Origin of the sequence: Rhizobium sp. BK289 (assembly GCF_014193575.1) — a bacterium.
Classification (GTDB): domain Bacteria; phylum Pseudomonadota; class Alphaproteobacteria; order Rhizobiales; family Rhizobiaceae; genus Rhizobium; species Rhizobium tropici_C.
This window is the reverse complement of the sequence record NZ_JACHZO010000004.1, coordinates 311,261-327,148: the sequence shown is the minus strand read 5'-3', so window position 1 is coordinate 327,148 and position 15,888 is coordinate 311,261. Positions and strand designations below refer to the sequence as shown.

At 60.4% G+C, this 15,888-nt stretch carries 12 protein-coding genes; 4 read left to right on the top strand and 8 right to left on the bottom strand.

Annotation, left to right across the window (positions count from 1 at the left end; translation table 11 throughout):
• The first annotated feature begins 537 nt into the window (after positions 1-537).
• Positions 538-837 (top strand): hypothetical protein, encoded by a 300-nt coding sequence (locus FHT84_RS09955; protein ID WP_183762013.1) that lies wholly within the window; start codon positions 538-540, stop codon positions 835-837.
• Positions 838-1,055: 218 nt separating this feature from the next.
• Here FHT84_RS09955 and FHT84_RS09950 read toward each other — a convergent pair whose 3' ends face one another.
• From FHT84_RS09950 to FHT84_RS09925, 6 genes are all read right to left on the bottom strand, one after another.
• The gene (locus FHT84_RS09950) at positions 1,056-2,693 is read right to left on the bottom strand and encodes a GMC family oxidoreductase (RefSeq protein ID WP_112345656.1); all 1,638 of its coding nucleotides are present in this window, start codon (positions 2,691-2,693) and stop codon (positions 1,056-1,058) included.
• Between the two features lie 18 nt (positions 2,694-2,711).
• Entirely contained in the window at positions 2,712-3,794 is a 1,083-nt protein-coding gene (locus tag FHT84_RS09945; RefSeq protein ID WP_113248951.1) for an ABC transporter ATP-binding protein, read from the bottom strand.
• A gap of 4 nt (positions 3,795-3,798) precedes the next feature.
• Positions 3,799-4,686, bottom strand: a complete 888-nt coding sequence (locus FHT84_RS09940; RefSeq protein ID WP_113248950.1) for a carbohydrate ABC transporter permease — start codon at positions 4,684-4,686, stop codon at positions 3,799-3,801.
• Positions 4,686-5,573, bottom strand: a complete 888-nt coding sequence (locus FHT84_RS09935) for a sugar ABC transporter permease (RefSeq protein ID WP_113248949.1) — start codon at positions 5,571-5,573, stop codon at positions 4,686-4,688. The genes FHT84_RS09940 and FHT84_RS09935 overlap by 1 nt, the downstream gene beginning before the upstream one ends.
• A 72-nt stretch (positions 5,574-5,645) precedes the next feature.
• Positions 5,646-6,878 (bottom strand): ABC transporter substrate-binding protein, encoded by a 1,233-nt coding sequence (locus tag FHT84_RS09930; RefSeq protein WP_183762011.1) that lies wholly within the window; start codon positions 6,876-6,878, stop codon positions 5,646-5,648.
• Positions 6,879-6,936: 58 nt separating this feature from the next.
• Positions 6,937-7,890 carry a sugar phosphate isomerase/epimerase gene (locus FHT84_RS09925; RefSeq protein WP_183762009.1) on the bottom strand — a complete coding sequence of 318 codons (954 nt, stop codon included), beginning with the start codon at positions 7,888-7,890 and terminating at the stop codon, positions 6,937-6,939.
• Between the two features lie 221 nt (positions 7,891-8,111).
• Here FHT84_RS09925 and FHT84_RS09920 point away from each other — a divergent pair, with 221 nt between their 5' ends.
• Positions 8,112-9,182, top strand: coding sequence for a LacI family DNA-binding transcriptional regulator (locus tag FHT84_RS09920; protein WP_183762006.1), 1,071 nt, complete (start codon positions 8,112-8,114; stop codon positions 9,180-9,182).
• A 73-nt stretch (positions 9,183-9,255) separates the two neighbouring features.
• Here FHT84_RS09920 and FHT84_RS09915 read toward each other — a convergent pair whose 3' ends face one another.
• Complete coding sequence (locus FHT84_RS09915) at positions 9,256-9,507, bottom strand: hypothetical protein (RefSeq protein WP_145644870.1); 252 nt, start codon at positions 9,505-9,507, stop codon at positions 9,256-9,258.
• Between the two features lie 239 nt (positions 9,508-9,746).
• Positions 9,747-10,943 (bottom strand): glycosyltransferase, encoded by a 1,197-nt coding sequence (locus FHT84_RS09910; protein ID WP_112345663.1) that lies wholly within the window; start codon positions 10,941-10,943, stop codon positions 9,747-9,749.
• 376 nt (positions 10,944-11,319) lie between these two features.
• On the opposite strand from FHT84_RS09910, the gene FHT84_RS09905 reads away from it, so the two are divergent.
• Together FHT84_RS09905 and FHT84_RS09900 are read left to right on the top strand one after the other, a co-directional pair.
• A complete protein-coding gene (locus FHT84_RS09905; RefSeq protein ID WP_246698508.1) occupies positions 11,320-12,606 on the top strand; it encodes a polysaccharide biosynthesis/export family protein in 1,287 nt (428 codons plus the stop codon).
• Positions 12,607-12,634: 28 nt separating this feature from the next.
• Complete coding sequence (locus FHT84_RS09900) at positions 12,635-15,886, top strand: Wzz/FepE/Etk N-terminal domain-containing protein (protein ID WP_183762003.1); 3,252 nt, start codon at positions 12,635-12,637, stop codon at positions 15,884-15,886.
• Positions 15,887-15,888 lie beyond the last annotated feature (2 nt).

Below are 15,888 nucleotides of genomic sequence, written 5' to 3'. Positions count from 1 at the left end.
GACGAATTGAAAAAAACGCCGCTGAGACAATCGGCATTCCAATCGCTTCCACCGACCACTTCGAGATAGAGACATGTACTCTTTTCCGGTGGGTAGGTGGCAGGCGAAGGCGGCAACCCATTCGGGTAGGTACGTCAAACCAACGCTTGATGCTAATATTCTAATTGTCGGCCCGGATGCCACCCGCGAGCCGAAGAGTGCAGCGTCCGGCGGCAATCAAGATGCCCCTTTCATTGTCGTCGGACGCACACCGACTTGATAGAGCGTCCGCTCCACAGCACCACCAAAAGGCGCCCAAATGCCCATGCTGATGCTTGTTGTATTCGTCGCTCGTCAAAAATGGACGTAGGAGCCGGGCAGGAATCTGCCTAATGTCCCAAGCCATGAAGGCAGGGTGATCGCGATGTGAGAGTGGACCATCGGCAGGCGTCGATCGGGGAAGATGGCCTGCTGGCCACCGAGCCATTGAGGCAACTCCCTTTCGAAGATGCAGCCGTTCGCGAAACGACACGGGCGATAGCGTTTGGAGAATGCGTAATGGAGCGTTTTCGCCGTGTTATGAGTGGCCGTCTGTCGCCGAAGCAGACCGATACACTCCAAAAAGTATTGGCCAGCATCATCAAACAGCCGTGGTTCGACAACAGTGAGCGCTCCTGCAACATCCTAGCCGAGCGATTGGCGATCTTGATCAAAATGGGAATAGAAGACGCAGCGCATCTCCAAACAATCGGTGTTTCCTGGGCAGTGAGCGACTTTATTCGCCACGGGGCAAAAATGGATCGGGCGCATCTGCGGAATGCTGCGCACGGGATCGAGCGGCTTTCGATTAACGGCTAACAGAAGCCAACGCCGGCGGCGGAGCTTCGACCTGCCCAAGAGGACTGCGCACGTCCGAAACGTCTCGATTGCACCAATGCTGATCGTGGCGCGGTTTCCCTACCCGAGTTCGAGGATAAGGGTTTTGAACGGCGCGTTGTGAGGGGCTTAATCCAAGCAACCGTTGCCGCTCTGGGAAGGAGACCGGTGTCTTCCGAGAGCGGCAACGTGTGGTGTGCCTAGTGTTTGCCGATGAGATGCCGGCATGCGCGGATCGTCAGGGCCATGACGGTGAGGGTCGTGCCCGCGATGCCGCTTCCGGGGAATGCGCTGGCGTCCGTGACGATGACGTTGGGTGCGTCCCAAAGCTGGTTATAGGGGTTGAGTACGGAATTGCTGGGATCATCTCCCATCCGTGCACCGCCTGTCTCGTGAATTGCCGCGCCCATGCACATGGTCTTGCGGAACCATGTGCGGAACATGAAACGGCTGAAGGGATCGGCGTCCGGGAAGGCGCCGCGCCCCATTTCCCTGAGGCCTGTCGGGGAGCCGATGAACTCCAGATCTCCGCCGACGCCGCGCACCATCTCGATCAGCACCTCTTCCTGCTGGCGCAGAAGCGCATGTTCCTCCTGGCCCATGACGCAGCGAATATGGGGAATGGGAATCCCCCAGGCATCTTTGCGCCTGGCATTGAGGCTTATGCGGTTATCCGCATAGGGCAGCATGCGGCCGAAGCCGAAGAATGCCAGCCGCGCGGGCTCATCATCGGGCGTGGGTGCCCGGCCGATGCTCCCCTGGTAGTCGAAATCACCGCGCCCTGTATCGCCGGTGCCGAAACGCGGCACGAAGATACCTCCTGACGGGTTATAGAATGGATCGACGGGCGCGGAATCGTCTACCGCCCATCCCTTTGCCTTCGAGAAGGAGCCGAAGGCAAGGCAGGGCAGCTGATCCATGAAATAACGCCCGAGCGCGCCGGACCTGTTGCCGAGACCTTCGGGATGGCGCGGGGATGCAGAATTCAAAAGCAGCCGCACGCTTTCGATCGGCGAGGCCGACAGCACGACGAGGTTGGCGCGCGCGGTCTCGACCCTACCGGTGACGCGATCGATGAATTCCGCGCCCGTGGCGCGAACCCCTTGCTCGTCGGTCTCGATCCGGCGGACGATGGCGTCGTGGCGGATGGTCAACCGTCCGGTCGCAAGCGCCTCTCTCAAGGGCTTCGGCATGCGTTCCGCATCCGGCGCGATATAGCGCCAGGACACGACATGCCGTTGCGGCCAGCGGCCCTCCACCTCATTCTTGAAGACCTGTTCGGCCGGCGTCAGTTTCGCCGGACTGATATAGATGCCGTCCGGCAGCGTCTCCACGCCGTCGGGATTGCCATAGAGGCCGAGGCTGGCCTCGACCTCCTCGTAGTAAGGCACGAGGTCGTCATAGACGACCGGCCAGTCCACGCCCTTGCCGGTTCGCGACCGGATCTTGAAGTCGTCGTCCGTCCAGCGCAGCAGCACGCGGCCGAAGCTGTGCAGGCGCCCGCCGCCCTGCCGGCCGCGGATCCATAGGAAAGGCGCATCTTTCGGGGTCGTATAGGGATTTTTCCGGTCATTGACGAAGAAATGGCTGAAGCGCTCGGTAAAGAAAGCGGCGCGGGCCTGTATCGGCTGCCCCTTCATGGTGGCGCGTGCGCGCTCCCAGATGTTGATGCTGCTGGCCGGCAGCTTCTTGCGTGCCGGATCGAAATCCTTGTGGCTTACCGCCGGACCGGCTTCGAGCAAAAGCACGGAAAGGCCCTGAGCGGTCAATTCCCTGGCGGCAAAGGAGCCGGCGGCGCCGGAGCCGATGACCAGCGCGTCATAAACAGTCTGAGACATAGATATTTTCCGTATATTTCAGAGACGGACGCCATCGGCGTCGAAGAGGGAGGCCTTGGCGATGTCGATACCGGGTGCGATTGCCGCGCCGGGCTGAAGCACCGTGTCGCCCATGATGCGATAGGAGAGGCTTTGCCCGGTCCAGTCGAACCAGACAATGGTGTCGGCACCCATCGGCTCGACCACCGAGACGATACCGGCGATGGTCGGCAGGGATCCCGTTCCTCCATCCGGAGCGATATGTTCCGGCCGGATCCCGAGCGTTACGGGACCCGGCTCGACGGGCGCCTGAAAGGGATAGTCGCTCAGCTGGACGGTGAGGCCGCTGCTTTCGAAGACCGGGGCAGCAGCCTTGATCGCGATCTCGCCCTTGATGAAGTTCATCGCCGGGGCGCCGATGAAGCCTGCAACGAAGAGATTGGCGGGCCGATGATAGATCTCCGAAGGGCTCGCAAGCTGCTGGATCACGCCGTCCCTCATGATGGCGATGCGGTCGGCAAGCGTCAGCGCCTCGACCTGATCGTGCGTCACATAGATCATCGTATTGCCGAGGCTCTGATGCAGCTTCTTGATCTCGACGCGCAGCTCGTTGCGAAGCTTGGCGTCGAGATTGGAGAGCGGTTCGTCGAACAGGAAGACATCCACTTCGCGCACCAGCGCGCGGCCGATCGCGACGCGCTGGCGCTGTCCGCCCGAGAGTTCCGACGGCCGCCGGTCGAGCAGATTTTCAAGATGCAAGAGGGATGCTGTGCGGGCGATGCGCGCCTCGATCTCCGGCTTGGGCAGACCAGCGACGCGCAGGCCGAAGGACAGGTTCCGGCGAACGGTCATGCGGGGATAAAGCGCATAGGACTGGAACACCATGCCTATGCCGCGATCCTTCGGCTCCTCCCAGGTCACGTTCTTTCCGGAGATCCACATCTCGCCGTCGCGGATGTCCTGCAATCCGGCGATTGCGTTGAGAAGCGTCGACTTCCCACAGCCGGATGGACCGAGAAGTACCAGAAACTCACGCGGAGCGATGTCGATGGAGAGTTTTTCGATGACGGTATGGTCGCCATAGGCAATCTTGAGGTCTTTTACCGATACGGCAGGCTGCATGGCATTACCCTTTGACGGCGCCGGCTGCGACACCGCGCAGGAACCAGCGACCGGAGAAGAAATAGATGGCGAGCGGAACGACAGCGGTCAGGATGGTGGCGGCCATGTTCACATTGTAGGCGCGTTCGCCCATGGTGGTGTTGACGATGTTGTTGAGCTGGACCGTCATCGGCAGATTGTCGCGGCCGGCAAAGACGAGGCCGATCAGGAAGTCGTTCCAGATGCCGGTGAACTGGAAGATGGAGGCGACGACCACCATCGGCACCGACATCGGCAGCATGATCTCTAGGAAGATGCGCCAGAAACCGGCTCCGTCGACACGGGCCGCCTTGCAGAGCTCTTCGGGGATTGCGACGAAATAGTTACGGAACAGCAGCGTGACCAGTGGCAGGCCGAAGATCACATGCACCAGGACGACGCCGGCCAGCGAATTGTAGAGGTTGAGATTGGCGAGCAGCCGCACCAGCGGATAGAGGAAGATCTGGTAGGGGATCAGGCCGCCCGCCATCAGCAGCCCGAACAGAAGATTAGAGCCCTTCGGCCGCCACATCGACAATGCATAACCGTTGATCGCCCCGATGAGGACGGAAATGGCGACGGCGGGCACGGTGATCTTGACCGAATTCCAGAAACCAATGCGCACGCCGAGGCATTGCGTGCCCATGCAGGCCCCAGACCAGGCCGTCTTCCACGCATTGAAATCGATGGTGCCGGGCAGGGCGAAGATATGGCCCTGGCGGATTTCCTCCATCGACTTCAGCGACGTCACGAGCATTGTGTAGAGAGGCAGCAGGAAGAACAGCGCCGACAGGATCAGGAAGGCATAGAGCCCGATCTGGCTGCCACTGAGCCTGGACGGCTTGGGACCACGAGGATGAGGGCGGATTGTCATCAATGCGCTCCCCTTCTTCTGGCGCGCATGGTGAGCGCATAGCGGAACGGGGCGACGGCCATGACGACGGAAAGCACCAGCACGGTGGCACCGGCGCTGGCAAGCCCGAGATTCTGGCGTTCGAACAGATTGTCCATGATGAATTTCGCCGGCACCTCGGTCGAATAGCCGGGGCCGCCGCCGGTTTGCGCCACGATCAGATCGTAGGTCTTGATCACGCCCATGGAGAGCAGCATTCCGGATGCCGCAAGGGCCGGTCCGAGTTGTGGCAGGATGATCGAAAGGTAGATGCGCCAGACCGGTATGCCGTCGATCTGGGCCGCCTTCCATTGCTCCTCGCCGATACCGCGCATGCCGGAGAGTGCGATGACCATGACGAGACCGGCGCCCTGCCAGACGCCGGCGAAGACGACGGTGTAGATTGCCATGTCGCGATTGACGATCCAGTCGAAGACGAAGCCGTGCCAGCCGAGCGCCCTTACGGTCGCTTGAATGCCGAGCGTGGGGTTCAGCATCCATTGCCAGATCAGCCCCGTGACCACGAAGGACATGGCATAGGGGTAGAGGAATATGGTGCGGAATACGCTTTCGAAACGGACCTTGCGGTCAAGCGCCGCTGCCAGCACGAAGCCGAGCGCCAGACATCCCGCGACATAGAGAACGCCGAAGATCAGTACATTCTCCAGCGATGCCAGCCAGCGTGAATTCTTGAACAGCCTGGCATACTGGGCAAAGCCGACATAGTTCGACGACGGGAAGATCGTCGAATCCGTGAAGGACAGCCGGACCGACCAGACCATGGTGCCGATGTAGACGAAGATCGCGGCAATCCATGTCGGCAGCAGTGCAAAGGTCGCAGCCACGGAACGTCTGCGCTTGGCTTGCATGAGCAAACTCTCTCAAAAGAACGGAAGGAGCCGATCGACGATCACATCGCCGACCAGCCCGAGGCAAAGGCGCTATTCGAAGATCCCGAAAAACTTCTCGGCACCGGAGGCGCTGTCTTCCGATGGGTTGCTCCAGAACTCGTCGACGAAGTCGTTGAGAGCGCCTGCCTGCTGCGGCGAGAGGATCAGCGCCTGGTCCGGAACGATCTTGCCGGCGCCCATCAGCTCCAACCCCTTCTGCGCGCACATATCGAGCTTCGACTTGTCGACGTCCGTGCGCATCGGCACCGAGCCCTTCTTCAGCGAGAACGCGACTTGAACCGCCGGGTCCATGGCGACTTCAGCCAGCAGTGCCTGTCCCTTTTGCGATGCCGCATCGGCGATCTTCGGGAAGGAGAAGGCATCGGCGACATAGACCATCCCGGGGGATTGTGGAACGAGCATGCAGCCGTAGTCCTTGCCCAACTGCTTGCCCGCCGCAACGAATTCGCCCTTGGCCCAGTCGCCCATGAACTGTACGCCGGCCTTGCCGGTGATGACCATCGCGGTGGCGTCGTTCCAGTTACGTCCCGCGGCACCTTCGTCGACATAACCGCGCAGCTTGCCGAGAATATCGAGCGTCTTCTTCACGCCCTCGACGGATGCATCGCCCTTGTCCTTGCTGGCATAGATCTTGAGGAAGCCATCGATGCCGACCTGCGTCAGCAGGATCATATTGAAGACTTTGGCTTCCTGCCAGGACTGGCCACCCCAGGCGACCGGCTGCACGCCGGCGGCCTTGAGCTTGTCGAGTGCGGCAAAGAATTCGTCCCAGCTCTTGGGCTCTTCGTTCACCCCGGCTTTGGCGAAGGCATCCTTGGAATAGAAGGCCCAGCTCTCGCCGTGAGCGCCGGTGGGGGAAAGATAGACCTGGCCATTATAGGTGATGAGGTCATGGATCGATTTCGGCAGTATGTCGGCCCATTTGCCGGCCTTCGCGAGATCGTCGATCGGGCTCAGCAGGCCCTGACTGACGAAATCTGCATTGGCAAGGCCGATGACCGCCTGCTTGGCGGTCGGCGGATCGCCGGCGACCAGCCGGTTCTGGAAGGCGGCATCGGCAGCGCCGAAGCCGGCAATGGACGAATCCTTCCAGTCCCCGCCGCGTTTTTCGAACTCCTGTTTAATGACATCAAGGGCGGCGGCTTCGCTGCCTGATGTCCATGACGTCATGACTTCAGCCTTTGCCTTGTCTTCGGCATGGGCCGGGGCGGAGGCTGCCGCGAGTGCTGCCCCCACCATGAGCAATTTCATCGTATTCTTCATCGTTCCACCTCTTCAAGAAGGCCCTCTTTGCGGGGCCATTGGTCTTCAGGTCATGAAATCAGCGATAGATCGGCAATAATGCCTGCCTTACCAGCGTCAAGCCGTTGGCGATGTCGCCGACGGGATCGGGAGCTGCATCCAGCTCAAGGATGGCCCAGCCTTCGTAGCCGCGATCGCGCAGCAGCCTGATCCAGCCCGGCCAGTCGACACGGCCGAGGCCGAAGCCGCAGAAATAGGGGCGATGGCGATCGTGAATATGCTCGTCGATCGGCGTATCTGCCGGCATCGGTCCGAGCGCATCCTTCCAATGGGCGATGATGACCCGCTCGTGATGGTGTTCGACGACCTCAAGCGGATCGGAACCGGCAACGATGATGTGGGCGGTGTCCGGGCACATGTGGACATAGGCGGGATCGGTCAGCAGCATCAGAAGATCGACATCGCGCGATGCGGCGAAGATCGAATGCGCCTCCGTGTGAAGGGCAAGCCGCACACCCTTTGCGTAGAGGATGGCGCCAAGGCGATTGAGAAAGTCGGCGATCTTGCGGGCCTGCTCGAAATCGAAGAACCGCACGGGCTCGGCGCCTGGCGTCTGGCGAAGCGGCGCGCCGATGACCATGATGTCGCTGCCGCAGGCCTTGAGAAACGCGGCGTACCTCTCCGCTTTCTCGATGATGGCCGCCTGCGCCGCTGCTTCGGTGAAGTCGCCCCCCGCCTCGAGCTCGGCAAAAAAGCCGCTTGCTAGTGTCAGGCCGCGCCTGGAAAGCTCGGCCGCAAAGGCTTCGACCGAACCATAGGTTTTCGTCGCATCCTGCCAGTTGAAAGGAGAGAAGGTCAGCTCGACACCGGTGACGCCGGAGGCTTGCACGGCATCGAGGATCTTGTCCCAGAAGGCGCGGGATTCGCTGCGCGACAGCGCGATAATGCCGTCGTAATCCTCGACGCCCCAGAAACCGGGATGGAAAAAGGTGACGAGATCCACGCCAAAGCGAAGCCGTTCGGTCGAACCCATGATGCTGTCCGTTCTCAAAGCCAAGGACAATCGTCTGCGGAACACGTCCAGCAGGGAATAATCCATAATGATTTCAATGCACTATGCTTTGGCAATCGTTTGCCATAACTTGATAGTAGACAAGTCGTTTCCATATGCAAGCGATTTTTGGCAAACGTTTGCTAAACGGCGGGAATTGCCATAGCATCCGCCGCGTCAGGCACCGGGAAGGAAACAGAAAAGTGAAAGATAACAAGGATATGCCCGTCGAGGAGCAATCCGGACCGTTGATGGCCGATGTCGCGAGGCTCGCAGGGGTCGCGATCTCTACGGTCAGCCGCGCTCTTGCTAATCCCGGACGTGTCAACGAGAAGACGCGCGCCAAGATCGATGCGGCAGCCAAGCAGCTGGGCTACACGCCTAACGCCATGGCTCGTGGTCTCAGGGTGGGTAAATCCAACACCATCATGATCATTCTTCCAGGATCGCTCTATTACGGCGTCTCCCAGGTCATTCCGCATGTCCTGCATAGCATCAACAAGGCCTTGCTGCAGAATGGCTATAACCTGATGATCGCCAATCTTGGCCGTGACCCGGAGTCGGAACGGCATATTCTCAATCTCGCCTTCGGCGGCACCATTCGTGGCGCCATCATCCTCTCGTCGAAGCTGCCGGAGATCGATGGCAGATCTCTGGCGAATGCCGGCCTGCCGATCGTTTCCATGCTGCTCGACATGAGCGACGCCGGCGTACCGAGCGTCGTGACCAATGATCGCGAGGCGATGCGTGACGCGGTGGCAGAGCTTATCAGGATGGGGCACCGGCGTTTTTTCTACATCGCCGGGCCGCAGGGCAATTATCACGATATCGAGCGCTATGGCGGCACCCTGGAAGCTCTGCGCGACGCCGGCATTTCGAAGCAGGCGCTGTCGCGGTCCGGAGGCGATCTCGATTTCCAGAAGGGCTTCGAGATCGGTGTTCAGGCTGCCGTCGATTTCGTGCGGCTGAAGGACCGGCCGACGGCGGTGATCGCCACCAGCGATGACATGGCGATCTCCTTCGTCAGCCGCATCCGGCGAACGGGCCTGCGCATTCCCGATGATCTGTCGGTGGTTTCCTTCGACGGCGCGCCGGTCTGCGAATTCTGCTTCCCGCCGCTCTCGACGATCGAACAGCCGTTCGAGGAAATGGGTCAGGCAGCCGTCGCCCGCCTGCTTGATACCATCGGACAAGCGGAGACGGAGAGGGACCTGCGCATCACTATTCGCAGCAGGCTGATCCTGCGGGAGAGCGTGGCGCCGCCGAACAATTAAGGCGACATGCGAAAGCGAACCCAAGGACGCGGCTTGCCGTGGAGGATCGCCACCGCAGGTGCTTTACGCGCTCTTACAAGGCAATGCTTCGCGGCTCGACCATGATGGCTTCGATTCCCGCTGCCTCTTCTTCGAAGAACGATCGCCGCGCTCCGTCTTGACGATACTCCCTCCATCTATGCTCATGACAGAAAAACTGGCTTTCTCCATCGCCGACATCGTAGCCGAGGCCACCTCGCTTCAGGCAGCCGGGATATTCGCAGTAATGGCTCTCCAAGGTCTGGATTTCGGATAGGAGCGTCATCTCGGCTGCATCGTCGGTCATCGTCGGATCCTTTTTGCCTTGTCCTGTCTTGCCGGAGCCGGACATGGAATCAGTTCATTTTCGGAAGCGTCGGTGTGAACGGTAGGTGTGAGATGGTTAACCGACGGTTTCGGACGCGCAGTCCGGCGAGTGTACAGCTTCGGCTGAAGATCATGATAGGGAAGTGAGCGGGCAGGAAAACCCGCGCGGAGGGAACGTGCCTATCCCGGCGGCAATCACAGGTGATGGTTCGGCATGGTCTATTGCAGCGTCGTGCTGTGCGGCTTTGCGGCAAGTGCGGGCAATTGTGCCTCAAGCCCGCGTTGAACCGCTGCGACGACCTGGGGATTGCGAAGCTTAACGGCCTTGCGGATCAGCAGCTCCTCGTTGATGATTGCCCGCATGCCCGTCGTGAACTTGTGCAGGCTGAACTGCTCCGCATGTGCTCGCAGCGCCTCGGGGCGGAAGCGATGCTCCGTTGCCTCGAAATCGAGCACGGCTTCGATCAGCGCGTCTGCAGACTGCGTGTTGAAGAGAACACCGCTCACGCCCGGCACGACCGTCTCCAGCGCCCCGCCGCTTCCATAGGCGATGACCGGCCGTCCGCTGGCCATGGCTTCGACCGGAACGATGCCGAAATCTTCCTCACCGGGGAAGATCAGGGCGCGGCACCGGGCCAGCTTCTCCTTCAGCACTGCAAAGGGGGTTCGACCCAGGAAAGTGACGGAGGGACCGGCGATGCGCTTCAACTCGTCCATCTGCTTGCCTTCGCCGATAATAACCAGCTTGCGGTTCATCCGGGTGAACGCCTCCACGGCGAGGTCGATCCGCTTATAGGGGACCAACTGGCCGGCGCAGAGATAGAAGTCCTCGATCGAGGTGGCCGGCGCGAAATCATCGACATTGACCGGTGGGTAGAGCACCGTTGCAGGGCGCCGATAATATTTGCTGATGCGATCGCAGACATGATGCGAGTTGGCGACGAAACGATCGACGCGCAGGCTGGTGTTGACGTCCCAGGAGCGCAAAAGCGGCGCAAGCATCGGCAGCATCAGCCGTGATGCCAGCCCCGCGTGAGATCGGTAGAAATGATAGTGATCCCAGAGATAGCGCATGGGCGAATGGCAATAGCAGACATGCGTTGCCTGCGGCGGCGGAATGATGCCCTTGGCCGGGCCTGATTCACTGGAGATGATCAGGTCGTAATCCGAAAGATCGAAACTCTCCAGCGCGAAGGGCATGAGCGGCAGAAGCGATTGGTAGCCTCTGACCGCGCCCGGGATCCGCTGCAGGAACGATGTGATGATCTTATGTTTGCGGATTTTCTCCGAAACGCGGCTTTCATCGTAGACGAGGGTGAAGATGTCGGCGTCCGGATACATGTCGCAGAGCGCCTCGACGACTTTCTCTCCACCTCGCATCGACACAAGCCAGTAATGCACGATCGCTATCCGCATTGCTCATCCCTCCATGGGTCGAAACAAGATTGTCAGACGGCAACTTTTGCGACAGGGCCTACATCGGTTCACTACGGCATCCAAATGGCCGAAGGGAGTAACCAAAAGATTTAGCTGGGGATCGAAGCCTGCACACAAGGATATATCCCCCCGACTAAGTGACTGCAGGAACGTCTTCCTCCCTGTCAGAAATGATAAGCCCTGTTGCTTCGGGAGGGGATTTACACGTTATGCGTTCAGCTGCTGATCTCGTTGAAGATTACGGGAGGGTGCGCCTCGGCTGCCCGACGGTGCAAGCGACACGAAAGCGAGATTTCGGCTCATGTTCAGAGTTTCAGCTTTGCCTTACCATTCCATCTCCAGGCCGCCCCGGCGCATGGCGCCATGGCTACTGGCATTGATGCTTTCCGGCGCGGGCGTGCTCGACATCGCCCACGCCGCCGCAGCCAGCGAGGTCTACCGTGTCGGCCCCCAGGCCCGGATCAAGGTCGCCATCGTCGAATGGATTGCCGCGACCGGCGAATATAAGGAATGGACGGCGCTGAACGGCGAATATGTCGTGTCGCAATCGGGCTCGATCTCGATTCCGATGATCGGGCAGATGCAGGTTGGCGACAAGACGGTGGACGACATCAGCGCGGCTATCGGCGAAAGATTGAAGCAGATCACCGGTTTGGCGGTGGCGCCCACGGCTTCGGTCGAAGTCGTCAAATATCCGATGGTTTACGTGTCCGGCGCGGTAGAGAAGCGCAGCGAGCTGGAATTCAGACCGGGCCTGACCGTCAGGCAGGCGATCGCCATGGCGGGGGGGCGCGAGCGCCGCTCAACCCAGGGGGGGGAATACTCAGAGGCGCAGCAGATCAGCTATGCGGGGGAAATCAGCCGCATGGAGCTGCAGCTGAAGCAGCTCGGAGCACGGCGGGCACGGCTGTTGGCGGAACTCAATGATCAGCCGGCAATCACATTTCCGCCGGAGATCAAGGCAGCACCTCAAGGGTCGGCGGTCTGGCAGATCATGATGAGCGAGCTCGACCTGTTCAATGCAAGGGCCGAGGCCTTGCGCCAGCAACTTGCCGCCGCCGCGGATCTCGAAGTGCTGCTGCGCAATGAAATCAACATTCTCGATGAGAAGATGTCGTCGCAGGACGAACAGGTGAAGATCGCGCAGGATGAATTGAACGATATCTCCAAGCTGGTCGATACCAAGATCCTGACGACGTCCCGCAAGACCTCGCTGGAACGGATCGTTGCCGAGATGCAGGCCGGCAAGCTGGACCTCGTCGTTGCATCGATGCAGGCGAAGCAGAAGCTGAGCGAGACCGAGCGCGATGCACTCAATCTCAAAGGCCAGCGCAAGACGGACGCCGGACAACAGCTCCAGATCGCCGAGACGGAAATCGAGGATACGAAACTCAAGCGGAACACGACCCTGCAGCTGCTGCAGATATCCGGCGCCTCGCTCTCTCGCAGCCAGAGCATGAAGGCGCTCGATCTCCAGCCGCTTGAATATTGGATCACCCGAAACGGCGACGAGGCCGCTGCCATCAAGGCGTCTGAAGCGACCGAGCTGCAGCCGGGGGATGTTCTCGACGTGCGCTACAACATTTCGGGAAGCCTGGACGGCACGACGCTCTCGTCGGCCGATACCGGTCAATCCCAATAAGGATAAGTGAGCCAAGGGGGCGATAGTCATGGCAGTTCACGAGATCGGCAAAGGCTTGCGCAGCATGCCGTCGGACAGCAAGAGCATGGGGGACGACGAATATATTTCGTTTCGCGACGTCTGGCGTTTCGTGCAGCGCCATTGGCTGCTTTTTACCCTGTTCACCGCGCTCGGCCTTGGCGCCGGCGTCTTCTACATGGCCACAACCAAGCCGGTCTATCTGGCGACCACACGCCTCGTCATGGATCCGGATCAGGGACGCATCGTCTCGCAGGATGCATTCACCGGCACGGTCATCATCGAGGCCGCCGAAATTGCAAGCCAGGTCGAGATCGTCAAATCGGAAGCGATCGCGCGCGCCGTCGTTCAGAAACTCAACCTCACGGAAGATCCGGAAATCATAGGCGGCATGTCATGGCAGGCGAGCCTGCGCGACAAGATGCGCGCCATCGTCAATTATTTCAGGCATGGCGACGATGGCGTGAAGACGGAAACCAGTGACGACGTGATGCGCCGGACCATGGCGTCATTCCTTTCTCGGGTTTCCGTCAATCGCGTCGGCCAGTCCTATATTCTCGAGATCGGGTACAGCTCGGTCGATCCCAACAAGGCGGCGCAGGCGGCAAATGCCATTGCGAAAGCCTATATCAGCACCGGCCTGTCCGAACGCGCTTCCGCCGCGCAAAGCGGCGCCAGATGGCTGGAGACGCGCCTGATCGAAGTCGGCAGGCAGGCGCGTGAAGCATCCATGAGCGTGGAGGAATTTCGCGCCAAGAACGGCATCATGGAGATCAGTAACTCCTCATCCCTCGATCAGCAGCAATTGTCCGAGATCAGCAGCCAGGCCGTTGCTGCCAAGGCGCAGACCGCGGCCGAATCGGCCAAGCTCGAGACCCTCAACCAGCTCATGGGGGGCGGCAAGATCGAGGGGGATGTCGACGAGACGATGAACAATTCGCGCATACAGAAGCTCCAGGAGGATCTCGGAGCAGCGACGACCAAGCTCAACAACCTGAGAAGCCGGTATGATGCCGACAATCCCGCCATCATTGCCGCCCAGCAGGAAATCGATCGGGTAAAGGGTGACATGCGCAAGGAGTTCGAGCGCATCCAGGCACTCTACAAGGCAAATCTGGATGTCGCCAAGACCCGCGAGAAGCTTCTGAGCAACGAGTTGACCTCATTGAAGGATGCCGGCACCGACAAGAATTTGGCGCGGGTGGAGCTGTCGGAGATGGAAAGCCGAGCCACCACCTATCGCCGGATGTATGAGAGCATATTGCAGCAGCTGATCGGCGCGCTGCAGAAGGAATCCTTTCCGCTTGGCAATGTTCGCGTCGTGACGGCTGCCGCGGTGCCGCTTTCGAAGACCTGGCCTAAATCCTCCTTCGTATTGCCTTTTACTGCCATGCTTGGTCTTGCGGCCGGTGTCATGGCGGCACTTTTGCGGGATGGCCTGGACCGGCGCGTCAGTTCCAGCGAGAAACTGCGGCGCGAATTGGGGATCAGCTCTCTCGGCCATGTTCCCGTCTATGTGAGCCCCTCGTTCCTGCCCGGAAGCATGGTGGCGGCGAATGCCACATGGCGGCGAACGATGCTGCCGCTCAGATCCGTGCTCGATACGCCCTATTCGCAATTTTCCGAGGCGCTGCGCGGCGTCAAGCATTCGATCGACTCAGCATTCCCCCCAAACGCGCCGATGGTGGTCGGCATCACCTCGGTCGGCACCGGCGAAGGCAAGACCACGATCGCCACCAATCTCGCCCAACTCTACCAGCATGAAGGCGCATCCGTCGTGTTGATCGATGCCGACTTCCTCAATGCCCGACTGAGCTGCGTCGTGACCGAGTCCGGCACGGAATTCGGCATGGAGGCGCTGAGCATCAATGATGTGCCGCGCCGCTATGCCGTTGCCCAGGAGGGTGGCCTGCTCGTCGCGAAGGCCGATCACGAGCCCGAGGCGGGAATCGTGCACGGCCATGGTGGTGTTCCGGTCGTCACCGTCGACGAGACCGAAAAATCCGTCGCCGCCTTCCAGCGCTATGGGCATCTGCCGGCGCTGAAGGCCGAGATCGATCTGCTGCGGCGGCAATACAAGGTCGTCATCGTCGATATGTCGGCTTTCGAGGATTCCGCCGATACCCGCGTCATCTGCACCTATCTCGAAGGTATCGTCGTGGTCGTCGGCCAGACGAACAAGATGACCGTCGAACGATTGTCGGATGCGCTTGCAAGCTTCGGCACGTCGGCGATCAATATCCTCGGCATCATCGCCAACCGCAGCTACGAGAAGCGCCGTCGCCAACCGATACGCCTCTGGCGCCGCAGGCAGGAGGGGCGTCCGCTGCGCGCGTCCGCAAGGCGCCTGACGGGTCACGCGACGAGCCGTCCCTTGAAGATCGCCATCGGCATTGCAAGCTCGGGCCGCCGCGATATCCTATCGTCCATTCTCCCGCATATCGCCAACCAGACGCGCAAGCCGGACGAGATCGTTGTCTGTCTGTCCTCACCGGAGGATATCGATCCAAGCTGCCTTCGGAATCTCGACATTCCGGTCCAGGTTCTGATCTCGGAGCGTGGCCTCTGCCGCCAGCGCAACAGGATCCTCGACAATGTGCAGGATGCCGATATCGTTCTGTTCCTTGACGACGATTTTCTGATGACCTCGACCTATGTCGAGGAGACGGAACGGCTGTTCCAGCTCCAGCCTGACGTTGCCATGTGCAGCGGCAAGGTCCTGGCGGACGGAATCACCGGGCCTGGTATCTCTGTTCGCGATGGCTTACGCTTGGTCGATGGCAAGCGCCGGCGGCGATCCGAGCCTGCCATGCAACTTCGGCCGATCTACAATGCCTATGGCTGCAACATGGCAATCCGCATGGCCATCGTCAGGGCCGCCGCTTTGCGCTTCGACGAGAACCTGCCTTTCTATGGCTGGCTTGAGGATGTCGATTTCAGCAGGCTGGTCGCCCATTATGGCCAGGTTGTCAGCGCCAGACAGCTGGAAGGCGTTCATCTCGGTACGAAGGGCGGCCGGGCCGGCGGCGTCCGTCTCGGCTATTCGCAGATCGCCAACCCGCTTTATCTCATGCGCAAGCGGACCATGAGCGTGCCGCAGGCGGCAGCGCAGATCGGCCGCAATCTTGTCGCCAATCTCATAAAGGTCTGGCGGCCGGAGCCCTGGGTCGATCGCAAGGGACGATTGAAGGGCAATGTTATCGCATTGCGCGATCTGCTCAAGGGCAGGCTGGCGCCACAGAATATCGAAGCGTTGGAATAGTG